The organism is Serratia sp. YC16 (genome assembly GCF_009707615.1).
Lineage (GTDB): Bacteria > Pseudomonadota > Gammaproteobacteria > Enterobacterales > Enterobacteriaceae > Serratia > Serratia surfactantfaciens.
Map to the genome: position 1 here is coordinate 178,632 of NZ_WLYN01000006.1, position 25,566 is coordinate 204,197.

The window sequence follows — 25,566 nt, forward strand, 5'->3', positions numbered from 1 at the left end:
CAATTTTTAAAGGTAATGAAGGGAGTAGGAGCCATGGCTCAGGTTGGTATCTTCGTGGGAACGGTCTACGGCAATTCGCTGCTGGTGGCGGAAGAAGCGCAAAACATCCTCAGCGAGCAGGGCCATGAGGTCAAACTGTTCGAAGAGGGCACGCTGGAGGCCTGGCAGTATTATCGTCAGCACTACGCGCTGGTGATCACCTCCACCACCGGGCAGGGCGATCTGCCGGACAGCATCGCGCCGCTGTTCCACGCTATCCGCGATCAGGTTGGCTATCAGCCGGAGCTGCGCTATGGGCTGATCGCCCTCGGAGACAGCAGCTATGACAACTTCTGCGGCGCCGGGCGCGCGTTCGACGCGCTGCTGCAGGAGCAGGGCGCCACCCGCGTTGGCGAAGTGCTGGAGATCGATGCGATGGAACAGCCGGAGCCGGAAGTGGCCGCCTGCCCGTGGGTCGAGCAGTGGGGCACGCTGCTGCAATCGTAAAGTAAAAAGGCGCCGCAAAAGGGCGCCTTGGCGATGATGCGGGTCAACCGATCCGCATTATTTGCCGCGGGTGAGTTTTTCCAGATCGGCTTCGATCTCGGCAATCTTGTGCGACACCACGCCTTCGAGATGGCGCAGGTCGTCGAGGATTTTACGCTTCAGATCCACTTCCACCTGATCGCGCTGGCACAGCTGATCCAGCTCGTCGATCACATAACGCAGGTTCGGGTTGATCTCGTGAATTTCCTTGTAGCCCTGACCGGCGTTGTCCGCCACCACGGTTTTACGCTGGCGCGGGTACTTGAATTTCACGCTCTTGGCGAAGAACTCGCCCTTATCCTTGCGGAAATAGATCTTGAGGATGTCGTTGTTGGCCTCTTGACGCAGGCTATAGCGATCGACGTCTTCCGGTTGATTGATGCCCAAACTCTTCAAGTTATCGTACATACTGCGCCCTCTTTAGATGTGATCGTTATATTCCACGACTGCGATTATGGCGGAAAGCGAGATCTGCGACTGTGACTGCCAGCGAAACGCAGACAAAAAAATAGCGGGTGAATCACCCGCTATTTCAATTTAGTCGATAGTGCGCAATAACTCATTAATGCCGACTTTACCGCGCGTTTTGGCGTCGACTTTCTTGACGATCACCGCGCAGTACAGGCTGTAAGAACCGTCTTTCGACGGCAGGTTGCCGGAAACCACCACCGAACCCGCCGGCACGCGGCCGTAATGGATTTCGCCGGTCTCGCGGTCATAGATGCGGGTGCTCTGGCCGAGATACACGCCCATCGAGATCACCGAGCCTTCTTCCACGATCACGCCTTCCACCACTTCGGAGCGCGCGCCGATGAAGCAGTTGTCTTCGATGATGGTCGGGTTGGCCTGCAGCGGCTCCAGCACGCCACCGATGCCGACGCCGCCGGACAGGTGGACGTTTTTGCCGATCTGCGCGCAAGAACCGACGGTTGCCCAGGTGTCGACCATGGTGCCTTCGTCGACGTAGGCGCCGATGTTAACGTAAGACGGCATCAGCACGGTGTTGCGTGCGATGAACGCGCCCTGGCGCACGGTGGCTGGCGGCACGACGCGGAAACCTTCCTTCTGGAAGCGCGCTTCGTCGTAGTCGGCGAACTTCATCGGCACCTTGTCGTAGTAACGGGTTTCCGCGCCGTCCATCACCTTGTTGTCGTTGATGCGGAAAGAGAGCAGCACGGCTTTCTTCAGCCACTGATGGGTGACCCATTGACCGTCGATCTTCTCGGCGACGCGCAGGGCGCCGCTGTCCAGCAGGCCGATCACCTGGTTTACCGCTTCGCGCGTTACGGTGTCTACGTTCGCCGGGGTGATGTCCGCACGGCGTTCGAAGGCGCTTTCAATAACGTTCTGTAATTGCTGCATGCTGTTCTCTTTCCTGATGTTGTCGGTAAAAAGTTACTTGTATCACATTTTATCGTTTGGGGTGAGGGCCTCTGTCAACCGTTGCTCCAACTTTCTGCGCGTTTCTTGGTCGAGTGCGCGCCGCTCGCCGTCGGCCAGGATAAACAAATCCTCGACCCGCTCGCCGATGGTTGAAATGCGCGCGCCGTGCAGCGACAGCCCCAGATCGGCGAACACTTCGCCCACCCGCGCCAACAGGCCGGGTTGGTCGAGCGCGGTCAGCTCCAGGTAGCTGCGGCGATCGGTGTGGGTCGGCAGGAAGGTGACTTCGGTCGGCACGCTGAAGTGGCGCAGCTTGGAAGATGGCCGGCGCACGCGCGGCGGCTGGTACTCCCGCTGGGTGATGGCCTGCAGCAGCGCCTGGCGGATCGCCGCGTGGCGATCTTGCGCCAGCGGGCTGCCGTCCGGCTCCAGCACGATAAAGGTGTCCATCGCCATGCCGTCGCGGTTGGTGAAGATCTGCGCGTCGTGCACGCTCAGGTTACGGCGATCCATCTCTCCGGCGACGGCGGCGAACAGGTAAGGGCGATCCGGGCTCCAGATGAAGATCTCGGTGCCGCCGCGCGTCGCCTGGCGGCTGACTAGCACCAGCGGCTGGGTGGAGTCGTGGGCCAGAAGATGGCGGGCGTGCCAGGCCAGCTGATTCGGCGAGTGACGCAGGAAATAGTCGGCGCGGCAGCGGCTCCAGATACGGTGCAGCGCCTCTTCGTCGATGTTGTCCATGCGCAGCAGCGCCAGCGCCTGCAGGCGATGGTGGCGCACGCGTTCGCGCAGATCCGGGCTGTTTTGCATGCCGCGGCGCAGCTGTTTTTCGGTGGCGAAATACAGCTCGCGCAACAGGCTCTGTTTCCAGCTGTTCCACAGGGTTTCGTTGGTGGCGCAGATATCCGCCACCGTCAGACACACCAGATAGCGCAGGCGGGTTTCGCTCTGCACTTCGCTGCTGAACTGCTGGATCACCGTCGGATCCTGGATATCGCGGCGCTGCGCGGTGACCGACATCAGCAGGTGGCAGCGCACCAGCCAGGCCACCAGTTGAGTTTCGCGCGAGTTGAGGCCGTGCAGTTCGGCGAACTCCACCACGTCTTCCGCGCCGAGGATCGAGTGATCGCCGCCGCGCCCTTTGGCGATATCGTGGAACAAGGCCGCCAGCAGCAGCAGTTCCGGGTGCGGCAGGCGCGGGTACAGCTCCACGCACAGCGGATGGCGCGGCCGGGTTTGCGGATCGGCGAAGCTCTCCAGCTTCTGCAGCACGCGGATGGTGTGTTCGTCGACGGTATAGGCGTGGAACAGATCGAACTGCATCTGCCCGACGATCTTGCCCCACTGCGGCATATAGGCCCACAGCACGCTGTGACGGTGCATCGGCACCAGCGCGCGCGACACCGCGCCGGGGTGGCGCAGGATGGCCATAAACAGATCGCGCGCTTCCGGGATGGTGCACAGCGGCTGTTTCAGGTGGCGGCGCGCGTGGCGCAGCTGGCGCACGGTGGTGGAATAAATGCCCTTGATCTCGCGGTTGCGTACCATCAGGTAGAACATGCGCATGATGGCTTGCGGCTCACGGATAAACAGCGTTTCGTCGCGCAGGTCGATCAGATCGCCGCGCAGCTGGAAATCGTCGTTCAGCGGGCGCGGCTTTTCGGTGGCGTCCAGCGCCAGGATGGCTTCGTCGAACAGCTGTAGCAGCATGTGGTTCAACTCGCTGACGCGGCGCGTCATGCGGTAGAAGTCTTTCATCATGCGCTCGACCGGCTCGTTGCCTTCACCTTCGTAGCGCAGCAGCTGCGCTACGCTGAGCTGACGATCGAACAGCAGACGGTTGTCGTAACGCGGCAGCACCAGGTGCAGCGCGAAACGGATGCGCCACAGGAAGCTTTGGCACTCGTTCAGCTCGTTGCGCTCGGCCTGGGTGAGGAAACCGAAGCCGACCATTTCGTCCAGCGAGGTGGCGCCGAAGTGACGACGCGCCACCCACAGCAGCGTGTGGATATCGCGCAGGCCGCCGGGGCTGCTTTTGATATCCGGCTCCAGGTTATAGCTGGTGCCGTGGTAGCGCTGGTGGCGTTCTTGCTGTTCGTTGATTTTGGCGTGGAAAAACTGCGGCGAAGGCCAGAAGCCGTCGCTGAAGATATGCTTTTGCATCTGCAGGAACAGCGCGACGTCGCCGCAGATCATGCGCGATTCGATCAGATTGGTGGCCACGGTCAGATCCGCCAGCCCCTCCAACAGGCACTCTTCCAGGGTGCGCACGCTGTGGCCCACTTCCAGCTTGAGATCCCACAGCAGGGTGATGAACTCGCCGACCCGTTGCGACTGTTGCTCCGTCAGTCGGCGCTGGCTGAGCACCAGCACGTCGATATCCGACAGCGGATGCAGCTCGCCGCGGCCATAGCCGCCGACCGCCACCAGCGCGGTTTCCGGGATATCTTCGAAGCCGTAAAACGTCCACAGCCGGCGCAGCAGGCGATCGATGAAGTCGCTGCGCGCCGCCACCAGGCTTTCGGCGCTGGAGCCGGCGTCGAACGCCGCCGCCAGCCACAGCTGGAACTGCTCCAGCCGCTGTTTCAGCACCAGGCAGGTGAGATCGTCGTCGCCGTAGACGCTGGGAGAGGCGGGCGGCATCGGCGCGGCCGTTTGAAGGAGATTGTCAGACATAGTGCGCAGCCCATAAAAAAGGCCGGCATAAGCCGGCCTGGTGATATTCTGCACGCGGCGTGCGCCGCGGTGCTTACATCTCGTGCGTAATGATGTTGGGGATGGTGTCATCCTTGCGCAACGTCATTATCTCGCAGCCGTTATCAGTGACCACAATAGTATGCTCATACTGCGCCGACAAGCTGCGATCTTTGGTTTTTACCGTCCAACCGTCTTTCATGGTGCGGATGCGGTAATCGCCGGCGTTGACCATCGGTTCGATGGTGAAGGCCATGCCCGCCTGCAGCACCACGCCGCCGTCGTCGGCGTCATAGTGCAGCACCTGCGGCTCTTCGTGGAACACTTCACCGATGCCGTGGCCGCAGTACTCGCGCACCACCGAGAATTTCTCGGCTTCGACGAATTGCTGGATAGCCTTGCCCAGGGTGCGCAGGCGGATGCCCGGCTTGACCATCTTCAGCGCCAGGTACAGGCTCTCTTGCGTGACGCGGCACAGACGCTCGCCCAGAATGGTCGGTTTGCCGACGATGAACATCTTCGAGGTGTCGCCGTGGAAACCGTCTTTAATTACGGTCACGTCGATGTTGACGATGTCGCCGTCTTTCAGCGTTTTGTCGTCGCTCGGGATGCCGTGGCACACCACTTCGTTCACCGAGATGCACACGGATTTCGGGAAGCCGTGGTAGCCGAGGCAGGCGGAAATGGCCTGCTGTTCGTTGGTGATGTACTCGTGACAGATACGGTCCAGTTCGCCGGTGGTCACGCCAGGTTTGACGTGCGGCTCGATGATCTCCAGCACTTCGGCGGCCAGGCGGCCTGCCACGCGCATTTTTTGGATGTCATCAGGTGTTTTAATTGAGATTGCCATGAAATTCGTCCGCAGGTGTCGTTATCGTCGACAATAAGAAGCAGTGACTTATGGTATCAGCCCGGCCGGGGGCTGCCAAATTTCATTTCCCGGCGCGCGGCGCAAAGCAACAAAAGTTGGTGTCGGCAGCGGGTTTATGGTATAAAGCGCGCCGGCGATCCGTGTCTTGGTTCTTGTGACCAGGCAGGAATTGGCCGAAAATACTTTAACTGCACTCATTTTGTGTAAATAACACACACGTATCGGCACATCCGCCGGGGTGCCCTGAGGTGACTTGTCGCCGCCAGGGTCGGCGTTATGGGATACGTGGAGGCATAACCCCAATTAATCTATAGAGGTTTAATCATGGCAACTGTTTCCATGCGCGACATGCTCAAGGCTGGTGTTCACTTCGGTCACCAGACCCGTTACTGGAACCCGAAAATGAAGCCTTTCATCTTCGGCGCTCGTAACAAGGTTCACATCATCAACCTGGAGCAGACCGTACCAATGTTCAACGCCGCTCTGGCTGAACTGACCAAGATCTCTTCCCGTAAAGGCAAGATCCTGTTCGTTGGTACCAAGCGCGCAGCAAGCGAAGCGGTAAAAGACGCTGCTAACAGCTGTGACCAGTTCTTCGTGAACCACCGCTGGTTGGGCGGCATGCTGACTAACTGGAAAACCGTTCGTCAGTCCATCAAACGTTTGAAAGATCTGGAAATCCAGTCTCAAGACGGCACCCTGGACAAGCTGACCAAGAAAGAAGCGCTGATGCGCACTCGTGAACTGGCCAAGCTGGAAAACTCCCTGGGCGGTATCAAAGACATGGGCGGCCTGCCAGACGCACTGTTCGTTATCGATGCCGATCACGAACACATCGCGATCAAAGAAGCCAACAACCTGGGTATCCCGGTATTCTCTATCGTTGATACCAACTCTAACCCAGACGGCGTTGACTTCATCATCCCTGGTAACGACGATGCAATCCGTGCAGTAAACCTGTACCTGACTGCCGTTGCTGCCGCTGTGCGTGAAGGTCGTTCTCAAGATCTGGCCGTTCAGGCGGAAGAAGGCTTCGTAGAAGCTGAATAATAAGGCAAGCTCGTCACTGAGCCCTTATTAACCAGGTATTGACATATGTTGGTTAGGGGGGCCTGTAAAGGCCCCCTTTGCTTATCTGAATGAGAACTGTCTCCACGCGAGATAACCGAGGAAAAATAAATGGCTGATATTACCGCTGCCCTGGTAAAAGAACTGCGCGAGCGTACCGGCGCTGGCATGATGGATTGCAAGAAGGCGCTGGTTGAATCCAACGGCGACATCGAGCTGGCAATCGAAAACATGCGTAAGTCCGGTGCGATCAAAGCCGCTAAAAAAGCAGGCAACGTGGCTGCTGACGGCGTGATCAAAACCAAGATCGAAGGCAACTACGGCATCATTCTGGAAGTTAACTGCCAGACTGACTTCGTAGCAAAAGACGCCGGTTTCCAGGCGTTCGCCGACAAAGTGCTGGATGCCGCTATGGCTGGCAAAATCACTGACGTTGACGTGCTGAAAGCACAGTTCGAAGAAGAGCGCGTAGCGCTGGTGGCAAAAATCGGCGAAAACATCAACATTCGTCGCGTTGCTTCCCTGGAAGGCGAAGTGCTGGGCAGCTACCTGCACGGCGCGCGTATCGGCGTTCTGGTTGCGGCTAAAGGCGCTGACGAAGAGCTGGTTAAGCAAATCGCAATGCACGTTGCGGCGAGCAAGCCAGAGTTCGTGAAGCCAGAAGACGTGTCTGCTGAAGTGGTAGAAAAAGAGTACCAGGTTCAGCTGGACATCGCCATGCAGTCCGGCAAGCCGAAAGAAATCGCAGAGAAAATGGTTGAAGGCCGCATGAAGAAATTCACCGGCGAAGTTTCTCTGACCGGTCAGCCTTTCGTTATGGATCCGAGCAAGTCTGTTGCTCAGGTGCTGAAAGAGCACAACGCTGACGTGACCAACTTCATTCGCTTCGAAGTGGGCGAAGGCATCGAGAAAGTCGAAACCGACTTCGCTGCTGAAGTTGCCGCGATGAGCAAACAGTCTTAATGACTGTCGATGGAACCGCCGTCTGGCGGTTCCATACTATCCAGCCAGAATTACACCGGTGGTAGGCCCTGCGGCGTGATATTCACCCCAGGCGCGTTTCATCGGCTGAAATCCCCAATACTAATACTGCTTCTTAGGACAGAACACCATGGCAACCAATGCAAAACCCGTATATCAGCGTATTCTGCTTAAACTGAGTGGCGAAGCCCTGCAAGGTGCAGAAGGTTTTGGTATCGACGCCAGCGTTTTGGATCGCATGGCTCAGGAAGTGAAAGAGCTGGTCGAACTGGGAATTCAGGTAGGTGTAGTTATTGGCGGCGGGAACTTGTTCCGCGGCGCGGGCCTGGCGCAGGCCGGCATGAACCGCGTAGTGGGCGACCACATGGGAATGCTGGCTACCGTGATGAACGGCCTGGCTATGCGTGATGCACTGCACCGTGCCTATGTGAACGCCCGCCTGATGTCAGCGATCCCGCTGAACGGCGTATGTGATAATTACAGCTGGGCAGAGGCTATCAGCCTGCTGCGCAACAACCGCGTGGTGATCTTCTCCGCCGGTACCGGCAACCCGTTCTTCACCACCGACTCCGCCGCTTGCCTGCGCGGCATCGAGATCGAAGCGGACGTGGTGCTGAAAGCCACCAAAGTGGATGGCGTATACTCCGCCGATCCGGTGAAGAACCCGGATGCGACGCTGTATGAACAATTAACCTATCAGGACGTGCTGGAGCGCGAGCTGAAAGTGATGGATCTGGCGGCGTTTACGCTGGCCCGCGATCACGGTCTGCCGATCCGCGTGTTCAACATGAACAAGCCTGGCGCGCTGCGCCGCGTGGTGATGGGTGAGAACGAAGGTACGCTGATCAGCAAATAAGGCTGTTCACACCCCTTTTTCGGAGCGCGTGACGCCAGGCGCCGCGCGCTCTCCGAGTACGATTACGGGCTATACTTGAGTATCGCCTGCCAAGTAACCAGCTTCCAAGGGTTTGCAACGTGACTAATGAAATCAGAAAAGATGCTGATTCACGCATGGAAAAAAGCGTAGAAGCATTCAAAAACCAAATCAGCAAGATCCGCACCGGCCGCGCTTCTCCAAGTATTCTGGACGGCATCATGGTGGAATACTACGGCGCCGCCACCCCGCTGCGTCAGCTGGCCAACGTGACCGTGGAAGACTCCCGCACGCTGAAAATCAACGTGTTCGATCGCAGCCTGAGCCAGGCGGTTGAAAAAGCGATCATGAGTTCCGATCTGGGCCTCAACCCGTCTTCCGCCGGTTCCGACATTCGCGTTCCGCTGCCTCCGCTGACCGAAGAGCGTCGTAAGGATCTGATCAAGATCGTGCGCGGCGAAGCCGAGCAGGGCCGTGTGGCGGTGCGCAACGTGCGCCGCGACGCCAACGACAAGGTCAAGGCGCTGCTGAAAGACAAAGAGATCAGCGAAGACGAAGAGCGTCGTTCGCAAGACGAAATTCAGAAAATGACCGACGCTTACATCAAGCTGGTCGACGCCGCGCTGGCGGAGAAAGAAAAAGAGCTGATGGAATTCTAATCAGCATCGCGCAGAAAAAAAGCGTCGCCTGGGCGGCGCTTTGTTTTTTGTGGCGCAGATCCCGTTTCATCGTACTGAAAGATCATGGACAAGCGCTGTCCAAGGTTCCACACTGGAGCACCTCCGATCTCATCAGACAGTTATTCAGAGTGAACTCATGAAGCAACTGACCATTCTTGGCTCGACCGGCTCGGTAGGGACCAGCACCCTGGCCGTGGTCAGGGCGAATCCCGACCGTTTTGCGATCAAAGCACTGGTGGCCGGCCGCAACGTTGCGGTCATGGCGCAGCAATGCATGGAATTCCGGCCCGCCTTTGCCGCGATGGCGGATGAAAGCGCCGCGCGTGAGCTGCGGGCCATCCTGGCGGAAAACGGCGTCGCTACCGAAGTCTTGGCCGGAGAACAAGCGGCCTGCGAGCTGGCCGCGTTGGATGACGTCGATCAAGTGACGGCGGCGATTGTTGGCGCCGCCGGGCTGCTGCCGACGCTGGCGGCGATCCGCGCGGGCAAGCAGGTACTGCTGGCCAACAAGGAGTCGCTGGTCACCTGCGGCCGTCTGTTTATGGACGCGGTGCGGCAAAGCCAGGCGCAACTGCTGCCGCTCGACAGCGAGCACAACGCGATTTTTCAGAGTTTGCCTGAGAGCATTCAGCGTCAGTTGGGATACTCTTCACTGGACAGTCATGGTGTGTCGCGCATCGTGCTTACCGGCTCCGGCGGTCCGTTCCGCACCACGCCTCTGGAGCAGTTCGCCGCGATGACCCCGGATCAAGCCTGCGCCCACCCGAACTGGTCGATGGGCCGCAAGATCTCGGTGGATTCCGCCACCATGATGAACAAAGGTCTGGAATACATTGAGGCCCGCTGGCTGTTTAACGCCTCGGCCGAGCAAATGGAAGTGATCCTGCACCCGCAGTCGGTGATTCACTCGATGGTGCGTTATGCCGACGGCAGCGTGCTGGCGCAGTTGGGTACGCCGGATATGCGCACGCCGATCGCCCATGCGATGGCGTATCCGCAGCGCGTGAACTCCGGCGTGGAAGCGCTGGACTTCTGCCGTATCGGTTCGCTGACCTTCTCCGAACCGGAGCGTGAACGTTATCCTTGTCTGTACCTGGCTGTCGAAGCGTTCGACGCCGGCCAGGCGGCGACCACCGCGCTGAACGCGGCCAACGAAATCGCCGTGGCGGCATTTTTGCAGCAGCAGATTCGCTTTACCGACATCGCGGCGGTCAACCGCCAGGTGGTCGAGCGTCTGGCGTTGCAGGAACCGACGTGCATCGAAGCGGTCTTAGACATTGACCGCCAGGCGCGCGCCGCCGCCGAGGAACGTGTTCGCGCGTTGTGCAACTGAGCACGGCGATTATCCGATTTTGCTCGTAATTCACGTGTGCCGCAGCGGGGCCGTTTGTTCATGCCCCGCTGAGGTGGTATAGTCTGCGCCACCTGTCAGCGGTTATACCGTTGAATTATGGCCCGATTGGCGCCCTGTGCGTCAAGAGCGGCCCGGCCGCGCCGGGCATCGCGAGGGCAGGCTGAAAGCCGTGTCGGGCACACGGCTTTTTTTGCGCGCAAGGGCCTGATGTTCCGGAAAGGCAGTTATATTTCTATTGAGGAAATAAGTACGAGTTATGTCGTCCGCAAACCAACAAGAGGCTACTCCATCTTCCCCGGGGCCGCGCCATGTCGCCATTATCATGGACGGTAACGGACGCTGGGCCAAACGTCAGGGCAAGTTACGTGTCTTCGGTCATAAAGCAGGGGTGAAATCGGTTCGCCGCGCGGTCAGCTTTGCCGCCAGCAACCATTTAGATGCACTCACGCTTTATGCCTTCAGCAGCGAAAACTGGAACCGTCCGGTGCAGGAAGTCTCCGCACTGATGGAGCTTTTTGTCCGCGCCTTGGATAGTGAAGTAAAAAGCCTGCATAAACATAACGTCAGGCTGCGGGTGATCGGCGATATCAGCCGGTTCAGCGCGCGTTTGCAAGAGCGGATCCGCCGCTCTGAAGCACTGACGGAAAATAACGATGGCCTGACGCTCAATATCGCTGCCAACTACGGTGGCCGTTGGGATATCATTCAGGGAGTAAGAGAGCTGGCCGAACAGGTGCGGGTAGGGGAGTTGCGCCCGGATCAGATCAGCGAGGAATTATTGAGCGATCGGGTTTGCATGAGCGACCTGGCGCCGGTGGATCTGGTTATCCGCACCGGCGGTGAACATCGCATCAGTAACTTCCTGCTGTGGCAAATCGCCTATGCTGAACTTTACTTTACTGATGTACTCTGGCCTGATTTCGATGAACTTGTCTTTGAAGGTGCGCTGAATGCATTTGCACAACGTGAGCGCCGCTTCGGGGGAACCACACCTATCGGCGCCGATGCGTCCTAGGGAGAACTTTTGCTGAAGTATCGCCTCATAACTGCTCTGATTTTAATCCCGATCGTTATCGCGGCGCTGTTCCTGCTGCCGCCGCTGGCCTTTGCGCTGGTAACGCTCGTCGTGTGCATGTTAGCAGCCTGGGAGTGGGGCCAACTGGCCGGTTTTACCTCCCGTTCGCAGCGTATCTGGTTGGCGATGCTGTGCGGTTTTCTGCTGGCGCTGATGATGATCAGCGTCCCCGCTTACCACCAATCCGTGCCGCAGATAAGCGGCTCGCTGTGGTTGTCGCTGGCCTGGTGGCTGGCGGCGCTGCTGCTGGTGCTGTTCTATCCCGGCTCGGCCGCTATCTGGCGCAATTCGCGCCCGCTGCGCCTGTTGTTTGGCCTGCTGACCATCGTGCCTTTCTTCTGGGGCATGCTGGCGCTGCGCCAGTTCGGCTACGAGCAAAACCCGTTTACCGGCGCCTGGTGGCTGCTGTACGTGATGCTGCTGGTGTGGGGCGCGGATTCCGGTGCCTACATGTTCGGCAAACTGTTCGGCAAGCACAAGCTGGCGCCTAAGGTCTCGCCGGGCAAAACCTGGGAGGGGCTGATCGGCGGGCTGTTGACGTCGGCGGTCATTTCCTGGCTGTTCGGCCGCTATGCGCCGCTGAACGTGGTGCCGACCACCTTGCTTGCCTGCTCGGTGCTTGCCGTGTTGGCTTCGGTGCTGGGCGATTTGACCGAAAGCATGTTCAAACGCGAAGCGGGCATCAAGGACAGCGGTCATTTGATCCCCGGTCATGGCGGCATACTGGATCGTATCGATAGCCTGACTGCGGCGGTGCCGGTGTTTGCCTGCCTGATGCTGTTGGTGTTTTAATCCGTCGATGACGGAAAGTGAGGGATGATGGTCAGCGTGCTTTGGAACCTGGTGGCGTTTCTGATTGCGCTCGGTATCTTGATTACCGTGCACGAGTTCGGACACTTTTGGGTTGCCCGTCGTTGCGGCGTGCGCGTTGAACGCTTCTCCATCGGTTTCGGCCGGGCGCTGTGGCGCCGCACCGATCGTCAGGGCACCGAGTACGTTATCGCGCTGATTCCGCTCGGCGGTTACGTGAAGATGCTGGACGAGCGCGTGGAGTCGGTGGCGCCGGAAATGCGCCACCAGGCCTTCAACAACAAAACCGTCTGGCAGCGCGCGGCTATCATCAGCGCCGGCCCCATCGCCAACTTCCTGTTTGCTATCCTTGCCTACTGGCTGGTGTTCATCATCGGCGTGCCGAGTTTCCGTCCGGTGATAGGCGAAATCGCGCCGCAGTCGATCGCCGCCAGGGCCGAAATTTCGTCTGGCATGGAACTAAAGTCGGTTGACGGCATCGAAACGCCTGATTGGGAGTCAGTTCGCCTGGCGCTGGTGGCGAAGATTGGCGATGCGCAAACCGAAGTCGGCGTCGCGCCGTTCGGCTCGTCGCAGGTGGTGACCAAAACTCTGGATCTGCGCCAGTGGAACTTTGAACCGGACAAGCAGGATCCCGTTGTCGCGCTGGGCATTATGCCGCGCGGCCCGCAGATTGAATCCGTGCTGGCGGAAGTGCAGCCGAACTCGGCGGCGCAAAAGGCGGGTTTACAAGCGGGGGACAGGATCGTTAAAGTCGATGGTCAGCCGCTGGGTCGTTGGCAGACGCTGGTGAAGCGTATTCACGATGGCCCGGGCCAACCGTTGGCTTTGGAGATTGAAAGAAACGGCGCCCCCTTGTCTTTGACGCTGATACCGGATACAAAGCCGGTGGGAAAAGACAAATCGGTGGGGTTTGCAGGCATCATTCCAAAAGTGCTGCCGCTGCCGGACGAGTATAAGACGATTCGTCAGTATGGACCGTTCTCGGCGCTGTATCAGGCCGGCGACAAGACCTGGCAGCTGATGCGGCTGACGGTCAACATGCTGGGCAAATTAATAACCGGTGATGTAAAGCTGAACAACCTGAGTGGCCCGATCTCGATTGCACAGGGAGCAGGGGCGTCAGCCGGAGTCGGGTTCGTGTATTATCTGATGTTCCTGGCGTTGATTAGCGTCAACCTGGGTATCATCAACCTGTTCCCATTACCGGTGTTAGATGGTGGGCATCTCCTCTTCCTGGCGATAGAAAAGCTGAAGGGTGGGCCGGTTTCCGAGCGAGTACAGGACTACAGCTACCGCATAGGTTCGATCGTGCTGGTGTTGTTGATGGGTCTTGCACTTTTCAATGATTTTTCCCGCCTCTAGGGGCGGGGATAGGTTAGGAAGAACGCATAACAACGATGGCGATGAAAAAGTTGCTCATAGCGTCGCTGCTGTTTGGCAGCGCCACCGTATACGGTGCAGACGGGTTCGTAGTGAAAGACATTCATTTCGAAGGCCTGCAGCGAGTCGCCGTCGGTGCGGCGTTACTCAACATGCCGGTTCGCGTCGGCGATACCGTCACTGACGATGACATCAGTAATACCATCCGTGCCTTGTTTGCCACCGGCAACTTCGAGGACGTGCGCGTACTGCGCGATGGTAATACCCTGATCGTTCAGGTGAAGGAACGTCCTACCATCGCCAGCATCACTTTCTCCGGCAACAAGTCGGTGAAGGATGACATGCTCAAGCAGAACCTGGAAGCCTCCGGCGTCCGGGTGGGCGAGGCGCTCGACCGCACCACGATCTCCAGCATTGAAAAAGGGCTGGAAGACTTCTACTACAGCGTCGGTAAATACAGCGCCTCGGTGAAAGCCGTGGTCACGCCGTTGCCGCGTAACCGTGTCGACCTGAAACTGGTGTTCACGGAAGGGGTCTCCGCCAAGATTCAACAAATCAATATCGTCGGCAACCATGCCTTCACCAATGACGAACTGATCTCGCGCTTCCAGCTGCGTGACGAAGTGCCGTGGTGGAACCTGGTCGGCGATCGCAAATACCAGAAGCAGAAACTGGCGGGCGATCTCGAAACCCTGCGCAGCTTCTATCTGGATCGCGGCTATGCCCGTTTCAACATCGATTCTACCCAGGTGAGCCTGACGCCGGATAAAAAAGGCATCTACATCACCATCAACATCACCGAAGGCGATCAGTACAAGCTTTCCGATGTCGTGGTAAACGGCAACCTGGCCGGTCACTCGGCGGAAGTCGCGCAGATCACCAAAATCGAACCGGGCGAGCTGTACAACGGCAGCAAGGTGACCAAAATGGAAGACAACATCAAAACGATGTTGGGCCGTTATGGTTACGCCTACCCGCGCGTCGGCACTCAGCCGGAGATCAACGACGCGGATAAAACCGTCAAGCTGCACGTCAACGTCGACGCGGGCAACCGCTTCTACGTGCGCCGCATCAAGTTCGAAGGCAACGACACCAGCAAGGATTCCGTACTGCGCCGCGAAATGCGCCAGATGGAAGGTGCCTGGCTCGGCAACGAGCAGGTCGAGCAGGGTAAAGAGCGTCTGAACCGCTTGGGTTACTTCGAAACGGTTGACGTGGAAACCCAGCGCGTGCCGGGCACCGCCGATCAGGTTGACGTGACCTACAAGGTGAAAGAGCGCAACACCGGTACCTTTAACTTCGGCGTCGGTTACGGCACCGAGAGCGGCGTCAGCTTCCAGGCCGGCGTGCAGCAGGACAACTGGTTGGGTACCGGCTACTCGGTCGGCATCAGCGGCACCAAGAACGACTACCAGACCTATACCGAATTCTCGGTCACCAACCCGTACTTCACCGTTGACGGTGTGAGCCTGGGCGGCCGCGTATTCTACAACGACTTTAAAGCGGATAACGCGGACCTGTCCGACTACACCAACAAGAGTTACGGTGTTGACGGCACGCTGGGCTTCCCGATCAACGAAAACAACTCGTTGCGCACCGGTCTGGGCTATGTCCACAACGGCCTGTCGAACATGCAGCCGCAGATCGCCATGTGGCGTTATCTCGACTCGATGGGCGTGGATGCGAACAAAACCGACCGCGCCAGCTACTCGACGGACGACTTCACCCTGAACCTGGGTTGGACCTACAATAACCTGGACCGCGGCTACTTCCCGACCTCGGGCAACCGCACCACGTTGAACGGCAAGGTCACCATTCCGGGTTCGGACAACGAATACTACAAGGTGACGCTGGACAGCGTACAGTACGTGCCGATCAACGACGACCGCACCTGGGTGCTGTTGGGTCGCGGACGTCTGGGTTACGCGGATGGGCTGGGCGGCAAGGAAATGCCGTTCTATGAGAACTTCTACGCCGGTGGTTCAAGCACCGTGCGCGGCTTCCAGTCCAATACCATCGGTCCGAAGGCGGTGTATTACAACTCCAACTCGTACCAGTGCCAGTTCAACGCCGGCAGCACGACCGATCGTCAGAGCATCTGTAGCTCGGATGACGCGGTGGGCGGTAACGCCATGGCGGTCGCCAGCCTGGAGCTGATCACCCCGACGCCGTTCATCAGCGAGAAGTACGCCAACTCGGTGCGCACGTCGCTGTTCATCGATGCGGGTACCGTGTGGGATACCAAGTGGAAGAATACCAACGAAACGCTGATGTATGGCGTGCCGGACTACAGCAAGGCCAGCAATATTCGTTCCTCAGCCGGTATCGCGCTGCAGTGGATGTCGCCGCTGGGGCCGTTGGTGTTCTCTTACGCCAACCCGATCAAGAAATACGAAGGCGACAAGTCCGAACAGTTCCAGTTTAACATCGGTAAGACCTGGTAACGGGTCTCGCCTCTGGGCATAACAGTTATTAAGAATCGCAATGGCCAGGCGCCCGCCGGCAGAGGGAGATGATTCTCATTGTTTGGTGGGACAAGTCTGGCAAATTGTGTACTTCAGTGTCATATGACACAAATGGGTGATGGTAAGGAGTTTATAGTGAAAAAGTGGTTGTGTGCCGCAGGCCTCGGTTTAGCAATGGCTGCTTCAGCTGGCGTTCAGGCAGCAGATAAGATCGCTGTCGTTAACGTCTCCAGCATTTTCCAACAGCTGCCGGCCCGCGAAGCGGTCGCTAAACAGCTGGAAAACGAGTTTAAAGGCCGTGCAAGCGAACTCCAGAACATGGAACGTAGCCTGCAGACCAAAATGCAACGTCTGCAGCGTGACGGCGCTACCATGAAAGCCAGCGACCGCAGCAAGTTGGAAAAAGACGTGATGGCGCAGCGCGAGCAGTTCTCTCAGAAAGCTCAGGCTTTCGAGCAGGACAACCGTCGTCGCCAGATGGAAGAGCGTAACAAGATCCTGAGCCGCATCCAGGACGCGGTGAAGTCTGTCGCGAGCAAAGGCGGTTATGACGTGGTGATCGACGCCAACGCCGTTGCCTATGCAGACTCTTCCAAAGATATCACTGCTGACGTGCTGAAACAGGTTAAATAACACATGCTTTCAATTCGACTGGCTGATTTAGCGCAGCAGTTGGATGCACAATTGCACGGTGATGGCGATCTCGTCATCACCGGCATTGCTTCTATGCATTCGGCACAGCCTGGCCAAATCACGTTTTTGTCAAACAGCCGCTACCAAGAGCAGCTGTCTTCCTGCCAGGCAAGCGCCGTGGTGCTTACCGAAGCGGATTTACCACACTGCCGCAGTGCGGCGCTGGTGGTTAAGAACCCTTACCTGACCTATGCGCGCATGGCGCAGCTGATGGACACCACGCCGTCGCCGGCCCAGGATATCGCGCCAAGCGCGGTTATCTCGCCTGAAGCGCAGCTGGGGCAGAACGTCGCCATTGGGGCGAACGCGGTGATCGAGTCGGGTGCGGTGCTTGGCGATAACGTGGTTATCGGCCCGGGCTGCTTCATCGGCAAACACGCACGCATCGGTGCGGGAACGCGTCTGTGGGCGAACGTCACGATTTATCATGCGGTCGAAATCGGCCAGCGCTGCCTGATCCAGTCCGGAACGGTGATCGGCGCAGACGGTTTCGGCTATGCGAACGAGCGCGGCGAGTGGATCAAAATTCCTCAGTTGGGCACGGTGATTATCGGCGATCGCGTCGAAATCGGCGCTTGCACCACCATTGACCGCGGCGCTTTGGATAACACCCAAATCGGGAATGGTGTTATCATCGACAACCAATGCCAGATTGCACATAACGTCGTGATTGGCGACAATACCGCCGTCGCCGGCGGTGTGATCATGGCCGGCAGCCTGAAAATCGGCCGCTACTGCCAGATCGGCGGCGCCAGCGTGATCAACGGTCACATGGAGATTGCCGACAAGGTTGTTGTTACCGGAATGGGAATGGTTATGCGACCAATCACCGAACCTGGGGTATACTCTTCGGGCATTCCGTTGCAGCCTAACAAGGTTTGGCGTAAAACCGCTGCGTTGGTAATGAATATCGATGAGATCAGCAAGCGCTTGAAAGCTGTCGAACGTAAAGTCGGAAAAGACTAGTCATTGCCGCCCGCTCTCGCGGGTACAAAACGAAACGCGTTGGTCGTGAGACCAAAAGCGCAAAGAGATGTTAATTTGCGGCCTGCATGATGATCTCCTTTTGGGGTCAGCGCAGGCCGTGTTGTTGATGCCATCAGTTTTTAGAGACAGGAAGAGTATTTTGACTACTGACACTCATACTCTGGATATTGCAGAAATTTTGGATCTGCTTCCTCACCGTTACCCGTTCTTGCTGGTCGACCGCGTCCTCGAGTTTGAAGAGCACAAATATCTGCGTGCGGTGAAGAACGTATCGGTGAATGAACCGTTTTTCCAGGGCCACTTCCCTGGCAAACCGATTTTCCCAGGCGTATTGATCCTGGAAGCCATGGCGCAGGCCACCGGTATCCTGGCGTTTAAAAGCGTCGGCAAACTGGAGCCGGGCGAGCTGTATTACTTCGCCGGTATCGACGAAGCGCGCTTCAAGCGCCCTGTGGTGCCAGGCGATCAGATGGTCATGGAAGTCACCTTCGAGAAAACGCGCCGCGGTCTGACTCGCTTCAAAGGCGTGGCGACCGTTGACGGTAAAATTGTCTGCGAAGCAACCATGATGTGTGCCCGCAGCCGGGAGGCTTAATCCGTGATTGACCAAACCGCCTTTATCCATCCAAGCGCGATAGTCGAAGAAGGCGCCGTGATCGGCGCCAACGTGCATATCGGCCCTTTCTGCTACGTCGGCTCCCAGGTGGAAATCGGCGCCGGCACGGTGCTGAAATCCCACGTGGTGGTAAACGGCATTACCAAGATTGGCCGCGATAATCAGATTTATCAGTTCGCCTCCATCGGCGAAGTGAATCAGGATCTGAAATACGCGGGCGAGCCGACGCGTGTGGAAGTGGGCGATCGCAACCGCATCCGCGAAAGCGTCACCATTCACCGCGGCACCGCGCAGGGCACCGGCCTGACCAAAGTGGGTAATGACAACCTGCTGATGGTCAACGTGCACGTCGCCCACGACTGCGTGGTCGGCAATTCTTGCGTGCTGGCCAACAACGCCACGCTGGCAGGGCATGTGGAAATCGACGATCACGCCATCATCGGCGGCATGACCGCGATCCACCAGTTCTGCATTATCGGTGCGCATGTGATGGTAGGCGGTTGTTCCGGCGTCGCTCAGGATGTGCCTCCGTTCGTCATCGCTCAGGGCAACCACGCAACACCATTTGGCGTCAACGCGGTCGGCCTGAAGCGTCGCGGTTTTGACAAGGATGAAATGCAGGCGATTCGCAACGCCTACAAAATCCTTTACCGCAGCGAGAAAACGCTGGATGAAGCGAAAGCGGAAATTGAAGCCCTGGCTAAAGAGCAGCCGGTGGTGCAGCAGTACCTCGATTTCTTCACCCGTTCCACCCGTGGCATCATTCGCTGAGTTATGTCGAATCGTCCATTGACTATCGGATTGGTCGCCGGAGAAACCTCCGGTGACATTCTCGGCGCCGGCTTGATCCGCGCGCTCAAGGCGCAGATCCCCGACGCGCGTTTCGTTGGCGTCGCCGGCCCGCTGATGCAGGCCGAAGGGTGTGAAGCCTGGTACGAAATGGAAGAGCTGGCGGTTATGGGCGTGGTGGAAGTGCTCGAGCGCTTGCCACGCCTGTTGAAGATCCGCAAGGATCTCACTCGCCGCTTCAGCGAGCTGCGGCCGGACGTGTTTGTCGGCATCGACGCGCCGGACTTCAACATCACGCTGGAAGGCCGCCTCAAGCAGCGCGGCATTCGCACCATTCATTACGTCAGCCCATCCGTATGGGCCTGGCGGCAAAAGCGCGTTTTCAAAATTGGCAAAGCCACCGATCTGGTGCTGGCCTTTCTCCCTTTCGAAAAAGCGTTTTACGATCGTTTCAACGTGCCTTGCCGCTTTATCGGCCACACCATGGCGGACGCCATGCCGTTGCAGCCGGATCGGCTGGCGGCGCGCGCCCAGCTTGGCATCGCTCCGCAGGCGCGCTGTCTGGCCTTGTTGCCAGGCAGCCGCGGCGCCGAAGTCGAGATGCTGAGCGCCGACTTCCTCAAAACCGCGCAGCTGCTGCGCACACGTTATCCCGAGCTGGAAGTGGTGGTGCCGCTGGTCAATGCCAAACGGCGCGAGCAGTTTGAGCGCATTAAGGCCGAGGTGGCGCCGGATCTGACCGTACACCTGCTGAACGGCCAGGGACGTGAAGCGATGATCGCCAGCGATGCGGCGCTGCTGGCGTCCGGCACGGCGGCGCTGGAGTGCATGCTGGCCAAGTGCCCGATGGTGGTGGGGTATCGCATGAAACCGTTCACTTTCTGGCTGGCGCAGAAGCTGGTGAAAACCCCTTACGTTTCGCTGCCGAATCTGCTGGCGGGGCGCGAGATCGTCACCGAGCTGCTGCAGCATGACTGCGTGCCGGACAAACTGGCCGCCGCCGTGATGCCGCTGCTGGAAGAGAGCCCGCAAACCGAAGCGCTGAAACAGACTTTCCTTACCTTGCACCAAAGCATCCGTTGCGGTGCGGACGAACAGGCCGCTCAGGCTGTGTTGGAGCTGGCGAAAGCATGATTGAACCCTTTATCTATCCCGCTGCCACGCTGATTGCCGGTGTGGACGAAGTGGGCCGCGGCCCGTTGGTCGGCGCGGTGGTCACCGCCGCCGTGATCCTCGATCCGGCGCAGCCGATCGTCGGTCTGGCGGACTCCAAGAAACTCAGTGAAAAACGTCGTTTGGCGCTGTATGACGAAATCGTCGCCAAAGCGCTCTCCTGGAGCTTGGGCCGCGCCGAGCCGGCGGAAATCGACCAGCTGAATATTTTGCATGCGACGATGCTGGCGATGCAGCGCGCGGTGGCAGGGTTGCATATCGCGCCGGACATGGTTTTAATCGACGGTAACCGTTGCCCGAGTCTGCCGATGCGTTCGCAGGCGGTGGTGAAGGGCGACAGCCGCGTGGCGGAGATCAGCGCGGCGTCCATTCTGGCGAAGGTCACGCGCGATCGCGAAATGGCCGAGCTGGACAGCGAGTTCCCGGATTACGGTTTCGCGCAGCATAAAGGCTACCCGACCGCCTTCCACCTGGAGCGGCTGGCCGCGCTGGGCGCCACCGAGCATCACCGCCGCAGCTTCGCGCCGGTGAAAAGGGCGCTGGCGCTGTAGTCTGCGGGCCTGATTGACCAGGCCCGACGATAGCATTAACCCGGGTTCAGCCTGCTGAACCCCTTCAATCAGGTATCTGGAGATGGCCGAACCTCGTTTTATTCACCTGCGCGTCCACAGCGACTACTCCATGATTGATGGATTGGCCAAGACGGCGCCGCTGGTGAAAAGAGCCGCCGCGTTAGCCATGCCTGCTCTGGCAATCACCGATTTCACCAACCTGTGCGGGCTGGTGAAATTTTACGGCAGCGCGCACGGCGCCGGGATCAAACCGATCATCGGCGCGGATTTCCATGTGCAAAGCGAAGAGCTGGGCGATGAACTGGCTCAGTTGACGGTGCTGGCCAGCAACAACGAAGGCTACCAGAACCTGACGCTGCTGATTTCCCGCGCCTATCAGCGTGGCTATGGCGCCGCCGGCCCGACCATCGATCGCGACTGGCTGATCGAACACCGCGAAGGGCTGATCCTGCTCTCCGGTGCGCGTCAGGGCGACGTCGGCAAGTTTCTGCTGCGCGGCAACCAGGCGCAGGTGGATCAGTGCCTGGACTTCTACCAGCAGCACTTCCCTGACTGTTACTACCTGGAACTGATTCGCACCGGCCGCCCGGACGAAGAGAACTACCTGCATGCGGCGGTGGCGCTGGCCACCGAGCGCGGTTTGCCGGTGGTGGCCACCAACGACGTGCGCTTCCTGGTGGAAGATGACTTCGACGCCCATGAGATTCGCGTCGCCATCCACGACGGCTTCACGCTGGACGATCCCAAGCGGCCGCGCAACTACAGCCCGCAACAGTACATGCGCAGCGAAGACGAGATGTGCGAACTGTTCGCCGACATCCCGGAAGCGCTGCTGAACAGCGTCGAAATCGCCAAGCGCTGCAACGTCACCATTCGCCTCGGCGAATACTTCCTGCCGCAGTTCCCGACCGGCGATATGAGCACCGAGGACTTCCTGGTGCTCAAATCGAAAGAGGGGCTGGAAGAGCGTCTGGAGTTCCTGTTCCCCGATCCTGAAGTGCGCGCGCAGCGCCGCCCGGAATACGACGAGCGTCTGGACGTCGAGCTGAAGGTGATCAACCAGATGGGGTTCCCCGGCTACTTCCTGATCGTGATGGAGTTTATCCAGTGGTCGAAGGACAACAATGTGCCGGTTGGCCCGGGGCGCGGCTCCGGCGCCGGTTCGCTGGTGGCCTATGCGTTGAAAATCACCGACCTCGATCCGCTGGAGTTCGACCTGCTGTTTGAACGCTTTCTGAACCCGGAACGTGTTTCGATGCCCGACTTCGACGTCGACTTCTGCATGGAGAAGCGCGATCAGGTGATAGAGCACGTGGCGGAGATGTACGGCCGCGAAGCGGTATCACAGATCATCACCTTCGGTACCATGGCGGCGAAAGCGGTTATCCGCGACGTGGGCCGGGTGCTGGGGCACCCGTACGGCTTCGTCGATCGCATCTCCAAGCTGGTGCCGCCGGATCCGGGCATGACGCTGGAAAAAGCCTTCGCCGCCGAACCGCAGCTGCCTGAAATTTACGAGGCCGACGAAGAGGTCAAGGCGCTGATCGACATGGCGCGCAAGCTGGAAGGGGTAACGCGCAACGCTGGTAAACACGCCGGTGGCGTGGTGATCGCGCCGACCAAGATCACCGACTTCGCGCCATTGTACTGCGACGCCGAAGGGCACCACCCGGTGACCCAGTTCGACAAGAACGACGTGGAATACGCTGGGCTGGTGAAGTTCGACTTCCTCGGTCTGCGTACCCTGACCATCATCGACTGGGCGCTGGAGATGATCAACGCCCGGCGCGCCAAGACCGGGCTGGAACCGATCGACATCGCCGCCATTCCGCTCGACGACAAGAAAAGCTTCGACATGCTGCAGCGCTCGGAAACCACGGCGGTGTTCCAGCTTGAATCGCGCGGCATGAAAGACCTGATCAAACGTCTGAAGCCCGACTGCTTCGAAGACATGATCGCACTGGTAGCGCTGTTCCGCCCGGGGCCGCTGCAGTCGGGCATGGTAGATAACTTCATCGACCGCAAGCACGGCCGCGAAGAGATCTCCTACCCGGATATCCAGTGGCAGCACGAGTCGCTCAAGCCGGTACTGGAACCGACCTACGGTATCATCCTGTATCAGGAACAGGTGATGCAGATTGCCCAGGTGCTGGCCGGTTACACCCTGGGCGGCGCGGACATGCTGCGTCGTGCGATGGGTAAAAAGAACCCGGTCGAAATGGCCAAGCAGCGCGGCGGCTTTGAAGACGGCGCGAAATCGCGCGGCATCGACGGCGAACTGTCGGTGAAAATCTTCGATCTGGTGGAAAAATTCGCCGGTTACGGCTTTAACAAATCGCACTCCGCCGCCTATGCGCTGGTCTCTTACCAGACGCTGTGGCTGAAGGCGCACTACCCGGCCGAGTTTATGGCGGCGGTAATGACCGCCGATATGGACAACACCGACAAAGTGGTGGGGCTGGTGGACGAATGTTGGCGTATGGGGCTGAAGATCCTGCCGCCGGACATCAACAGCGGCCTGTATCACTTCCACGTTAACGACGACGGCGAGATCGTTTACGGCATCGGCGCCATCAAGGGCGTGGGGGAAGGGCCGATCGAGGCGATTATCGAGGCGCGCAACAGCGGCGAGCAAGGTTACTTCAAAGACCTGTTCGACCTGTGCGCGCGCTCCGACATCAAGAAACTGAACCGCCGCATTCTGGAGAAACTGATCATGTCCGGGGCGTTCGATCGCCTTGGGCCGCACCGCGCCGCGCTGATGAATTCGCTTGGCGATGCGTTGAAAGCGGCGGATCAGCATGCGAAAGCCGAAGCTATCGGCCAGGTGGATATGTTTGGCGTGCTGGCGGAAGCGCCGGAGCAGGTGGAGCAATCCTACGCCAATATCGCGCCCTGGCCGGAGCAGGTGGTGCTGGACGGTGAACGGGAGACGCTGGGGCTGTACCTCACCGGCCACCCGATCACCCAGTACCTGAAGGAGATCGAACGTTACGCCGGTGGCCAGCGTTTGAAAGACATGCACCCGACGGACCGGGGCAAAATGACTACCGCCGTCGGGCTGGTGGTCGCCGCGCGGGTGATGGTGACCAAGCGCGGCAACCGCATCGGCATCTGTACGCTGGATGACCGTTCGGGCCGTCTGGAAGTGATGCTATTCACCGAAGCGTTAGAAAAATACCAGCATTTGTTGGAAAAAGACCGTATCCTTATCGCCAGTGGACAGGTCAGCTTTGATGACTTTAGCGGCGGGCTTAAAATGATGGCCCGCGAGGTAATGGACATCAGTGAAGCCCGGGAAAAATATGCTCGCGGGCTTGCTATCTCGCTGACTGACAGGCAAATTGATGACCAGCTTTTGAACCGTCTCCGTCAGTCGTTGGAACCCCATCGCTCGGGGACGATTCCAGTGCATCTCTACTATCAACGGGAAGATGCGCGAGCCAAGCTGCGTTTTGGCGCAACCTGGCGCGTGACGCCCACCGACCGCTTGTTGATCGACTTGCGGACGTTGGTAGGCAATGAGCAGGTGGACTTGGAATTTGACTAAAATAGGAATGCTATGAGTCTGAATTTTCTTGATTTTGAACAGCCGATTGCAGAGCTGGAAGCGAAAATTGACTCGCTGACTGCAGTCAGCCGTCAAGACGAAAAATTAGATATTAATCTGGACGAAGAGGTTCAGCGCCTGCGTGAAAAGAGCGTTGAGCTGACGCGCAAGATTTTTGCCGATCTTGGGGCTTGGCAGATTGCCCAATTGGCACGCCACCCGCGCCGTCCTTATACCCTGGATTATATCAAACACATCTTTACCGACTTCGAAGAGTTGGCGGGCGATCGCGCTTACGCCGACGATAAAGCGATCGTCGGCGGCATTGCGCGCCTGGATGGCCGCCCGGTGATGATCATCGGGCACCAGAAAGGCCGCGAAACCAAAGAGAAGATCCGCCGCAACTTCGGCATGCCGGCGCCGGAAGGCTACCGTAAGGCGCTGCGCCTGATGGAAATGGCCGCACGTTTCAAGATGCCGCTCATTACCTTTATCGATACCCCGGGCGCTTATCCGGGCGTGGGTGCGGAAGAACGTGGCCAGTCGGAAGCCATCGCGCGCAACCTGCGCGAGATGTCGCGCCTGAACATCCCGGTCATCTGCACCGTCATCGGCGAAGGCGGCTCCGGCGGCGCGCTGGCGATCGGCGTGGGCGACAAGGTGAACATGCTGCAGTACAGCACCTATTCGGTGATTTCGCCGGAAGGCTGCGCCTCCATCCTGTGGAAGAGCGCCGACAAGGCGCCGCTGGCCGCAGAAGCGATGGGCATCACTGCGCCGCGTCTGAAAGAACTGAAGTTGATCGACTCGGTGATCCCGGAGCCGCTGGGTTCCGCGCACCGCGACGTGCCGGCGATGGCGGCCGCGCTGAAAGCGCAGCTGTTGGCCGACCTGAAAGATCTGGACGGTCTGAACGACGAAGAGTTGCTCAACCGTCGCTATCAGCGTCTGATGAACTACGGCTATTGCTGAGTTCTGTTGTTCGCTGCAAGAAACCGCCTTCGGGCGGTTTTTTTTTTGGCT

Annotated in this window: 22 protein-coding genes; 18 read left to right on the forward strand and 4 right to left on the reverse strand. The window is 58.8% G+C overall.

Annotation, left to right across the window (positions count from 1 at the left end):
- Positions 1–33 precede the first annotated feature (33 nt).
- The gene (locus GKN89_RS18020) at positions 34–486 is read left to right on the forward strand and encodes a flavodoxin (protein WP_016929894.1); all 453 of its coding nucleotides are present in this window, start codon (positions 34–36) and stop codon (positions 484–486) included.
- A 57-nt stretch (positions 487–543) separates the two neighbouring features.
- Here GKN89_RS18020 and GKN89_RS18025 read toward each other — a convergent pair whose 3' ends face one another.
- The 4 genes from GKN89_RS18025 to map form a co-directional block, all read right to left on the reverse strand.
- Positions 544–933 carry a DUF3461 family protein gene (locus GKN89_RS18025; protein ID WP_004931929.1) on the reverse strand — a complete coding sequence of 130 codons (390 nt, stop codon included), beginning with the start codon at positions 931–933 and terminating at the stop codon, positions 544–546.
- A gap of 129 nt (positions 934–1,062) precedes the next feature.
- Positions 1,063–1,887, reverse strand: a complete 825-nt coding sequence (dapD, locus tag GKN89_RS18030) for a 2,3,4,5-tetrahydropyridine-2,6-dicarboxylate N-succinyltransferase (protein ID WP_004931932.1) — start codon at positions 1,885–1,887, stop codon at positions 1,063–1,065.
- Between the two features lie 42 nt (positions 1,888–1,929).
- Positions 1,930–4,584, reverse strand: coding sequence for a bifunctional uridylyltransferase/uridylyl-removing protein GlnD (gene glnD / locus GKN89_RS18035; RefSeq protein ID WP_154747487.1), 2,655 nt, complete (start codon positions 4,582–4,584; stop codon positions 1,930–1,932).
- 73 nt (positions 4,585–4,657) lie between these two features.
- Positions 4,658–5,452 (reverse strand): type I methionyl aminopeptidase, encoded by a 795-nt coding sequence (gene map / locus GKN89_RS18040; protein WP_004931936.1) that lies wholly within the window; start codon positions 5,450–5,452, stop codon positions 4,658–4,660.
- Between the two features lie 345 nt (positions 5,453–5,797).
- Between map and rpsB the strand changes: the two genes are divergently transcribed.
- From rpsB to accA, 17 genes are all read left to right on the forward strand, one after another.
- Positions 5,798–6,523, forward strand: coding sequence for a 30S ribosomal protein S2 (gene rpsB / locus GKN89_RS18045; RefSeq protein ID WP_004931937.1), 726 nt, complete (start codon positions 5,798–5,800; stop codon positions 6,521–6,523).
- Positions 6,524–6,652: 129 nt separating this feature from the next.
- Positions 6,653–7,504 carry a translation elongation factor Ts gene (tsf, locus tag GKN89_RS18050; protein ID WP_004931939.1) on the forward strand — a complete coding sequence of 284 codons (852 nt, stop codon included), beginning with the start codon at positions 6,653–6,655 and terminating at the stop codon, positions 7,502–7,504.
- Positions 7,505–7,652: 148 nt separating this feature from the next.
- Positions 7,653–8,378, forward strand: coding sequence for a UMP kinase (pyrH, locus tag GKN89_RS18055; protein WP_004931940.1), 726 nt, complete (start codon positions 7,653–7,655; stop codon positions 8,376–8,378).
- Between the two features lie 119 nt (positions 8,379–8,497).
- Positions 8,498–9,055: a ribosome recycling factor gene (frr, locus tag GKN89_RS18060; protein ID WP_025160240.1), complete on the forward strand. Its 558-nt coding sequence runs from the start codon at positions 8,498–8,500 to the stop codon at positions 9,053–9,055.
- 157 nt (positions 9,056–9,212) lie between these two features.
- The gene (ispC, locus tag GKN89_RS18065) at positions 9,213–10,409 is read left to right on the forward strand and encodes a 1-deoxy-D-xylulose-5-phosphate reductoisomerase (protein WP_019455755.1); all 1,197 of its coding nucleotides are present in this window, start codon (positions 9,213–9,215) and stop codon (positions 10,407–10,409) included.
- 277 nt (positions 10,410–10,686) lie between these two features.
- Positions 10,687–11,445, forward strand: coding sequence for a (2E,6E)-farnesyl-diphosphate-specific ditrans,polycis-undecaprenyl-diphosphate synthase (gene ispU / locus GKN89_RS18070; protein ID WP_025160241.1), 759 nt, complete (start codon positions 10,687–10,689; stop codon positions 11,443–11,445).
- Positions 11,446–11,454: 9 nt separating this feature from the next.
- A complete protein-coding gene (gene cdsA, locus GKN89_RS18075; RefSeq protein ID WP_154747489.1) occupies positions 11,455–12,297 on the forward strand; it encodes a phosphatidate cytidylyltransferase in 843 nt (280 codons plus the stop codon).
- 27 nt (positions 12,298–12,324) lie between these two features.
- Positions 12,325–13,680 (forward strand): sigma E protease regulator RseP, encoded by a 1,356-nt coding sequence (rseP, locus tag GKN89_RS18080; RefSeq protein WP_025160242.1) that lies wholly within the window; start codon positions 12,325–12,327, stop codon positions 13,678–13,680.
- A gap of 35 nt (positions 13,681–13,715) precedes the next feature.
- Positions 13,716–16,142 carry an outer membrane protein assembly factor BamA gene (bamA, locus tag GKN89_RS18085; protein WP_019455759.1) on the forward strand — a complete coding sequence of 809 codons (2,427 nt, stop codon included), beginning with the start codon at positions 13,716–13,718 and terminating at the stop codon, positions 16,140–16,142.
- Positions 16,143–16,298: 156 nt separating this feature from the next.
- A complete protein-coding gene (gene skp, locus GKN89_RS18090) occupies positions 16,299–16,796 on the forward strand; it encodes a molecular chaperone Skp (protein WP_004931958.1) in 498 nt (165 codons plus the stop codon).
- A gap of 3 nt (positions 16,797–16,799) precedes the next feature.
- A complete protein-coding gene (lpxD, locus tag GKN89_RS18095; protein ID WP_025160243.1) occupies positions 16,800–17,822 on the forward strand; it encodes a UDP-3-O-(3-hydroxymyristoyl)glucosamine N-acyltransferase in 1,023 nt (340 codons plus the stop codon).
- 160 nt (positions 17,823–17,982) lie between these two features.
- Positions 17,983–18,438 (forward strand): 3-hydroxyacyl-ACP dehydratase FabZ, encoded by a 456-nt coding sequence (gene fabZ / locus GKN89_RS18100; RefSeq protein WP_004931962.1) that lies wholly within the window; start codon positions 17,983–17,985, stop codon positions 18,436–18,438.
- Between the two features lie 3 nt (positions 18,439–18,441).
- On the forward strand, positions 18,442–19,230 hold the full coding sequence (lpxA, locus tag GKN89_RS18105; RefSeq protein ID WP_063917930.1) for an acyl-ACP--UDP-N-acetylglucosamine O-acyltransferase: 789 nt from the start codon (positions 18,442–18,444) through the stop codon (positions 19,228–19,230).
- Positions 19,231–19,233: 3 nt separating this feature from the next.
- Positions 19,234–20,382 carry a lipid-A-disaccharide synthase gene (gene lpxB / locus GKN89_RS18110; RefSeq protein WP_063917929.1) on the forward strand — a complete coding sequence of 383 codons (1,149 nt, stop codon included), beginning with the start codon at positions 19,234–19,236 and terminating at the stop codon, positions 20,380–20,382.
- On the forward strand, positions 20,379–20,972 hold the full coding sequence (rnhB, locus tag GKN89_RS18115; RefSeq protein ID WP_019455763.1) for a ribonuclease HII: 594 nt from the start codon (positions 20,379–20,381) through the stop codon (positions 20,970–20,972). Before lpxB ends, rnhB begins: the two co-directional genes overlap by 4 nt.
- Before the next feature lie 82 nt (positions 20,973–21,054).
- Entirely contained in the window at positions 21,055–24,543 is a 3,489-nt protein-coding gene (dnaE, locus tag GKN89_RS18120; RefSeq protein ID WP_019455764.1) for a DNA polymerase III subunit alpha, read from the forward strand.
- A gap of 12 nt (positions 24,544–24,555) precedes the next feature.
- A complete protein-coding gene (gene accA / locus GKN89_RS18125) occupies positions 24,556–25,515 on the forward strand; it encodes an acetyl-CoA carboxylase carboxyl transferase subunit alpha (RefSeq protein WP_019455765.1) in 960 nt (319 codons plus the stop codon).
- Positions 25,516–25,566: the final 51 nt, after the last annotated feature.

Coding starts and splice junctions, on each gene's coding strand:
- GKN89_RS18020 (WP_016929894.1), top strand. CDS start 34: ATGGCTCAGGTTGGTATCTTCGTGGGAACGGTCTACGGCAATTCGCTG.
- GKN89_RS18025 (WP_004931929.1), bottom strand. CDS start 933: ATGTACGATAACTTGAAGAGTTTGGGCATCAATCAACCGGAAGACGTC.
- dapD (WP_004931932.1), bottom strand. CDS start 1,887: ATGCAGCAATTACAGAACGTTATTGAAAGCGCCTTCGAACGCCGTGCG.
- glnD (WP_154747487.1), bottom strand. CDS start 4,584: ATGTCTGACAATCTCCTTCAAACGGCCGCGCCGATGCCGCCCGCCTCT.
- map (WP_004931936.1), bottom strand. CDS start 5,452: ATGGCAATCTCAATTAAAACACCTGATGACATCCAAAAAATGCGCGTG.
- rpsB (WP_004931937.1), top strand. CDS start 5,798: ATGGCAACTGTTTCCATGCGCGACATGCTCAAGGCTGGTGTTCACTTC.
- tsf (WP_004931939.1), top strand. CDS start 6,653: ATGGCTGATATTACCGCTGCCCTGGTAAAAGAACTGCGCGAGCGTACC.
- pyrH (WP_004931940.1), top strand. CDS start 7,653: ATGGCAACCAATGCAAAACCCGTATATCAGCGTATTCTGCTTAAACTG.
- ispC (WP_019455755.1), top strand. CDS start 9,213: ATGAAGCAACTGACCATTCTTGGCTCGACCGGCTCGGTAGGGACCAGC.
- ispU (WP_025160241.1), top strand. CDS start 10,687: ATGTCGTCCGCAAACCAACAAGAGGCTACTCCATCTTCCCCGGGGCCG.
- rseP (WP_025160242.1), top strand. CDS start 12,325: ATGGTCAGCGTGCTTTGGAACCTGGTGGCGTTTCTGATTGCGCTCGGT.
- bamA (WP_019455759.1), top strand. CDS start 13,716: ATGGCGATGAAAAAGTTGCTCATAGCGTCGCTGCTGTTTGGCAGCGCC.
- lpxD (WP_025160243.1), top strand. CDS start 16,800: ATGCTTTCAATTCGACTGGCTGATTTAGCGCAGCAGTTGGATGCACAA.
- lpxB (WP_063917929.1), top strand. CDS start 19,234: ATGTCGAATCGTCCATTGACTATCGGATTGGTCGCCGGAGAAACCTCC.
- rnhB (WP_019455763.1), top strand. CDS start 20,379: ATGATTGAACCCTTTATCTATCCCGCTGCCACGCTGATTGCCGGTGTG.
- dnaE (WP_019455764.1), top strand. CDS start 21,055: ATGGCCGAACCTCGTTTTATTCACCTGCGCGTCCACAGCGACTACTCC.
- accA (WP_019455765.1), top strand. CDS start 24,556: ATGAGTCTGAATTTTCTTGATTTTGAACAGCCGATTGCAGAGCTGGAA.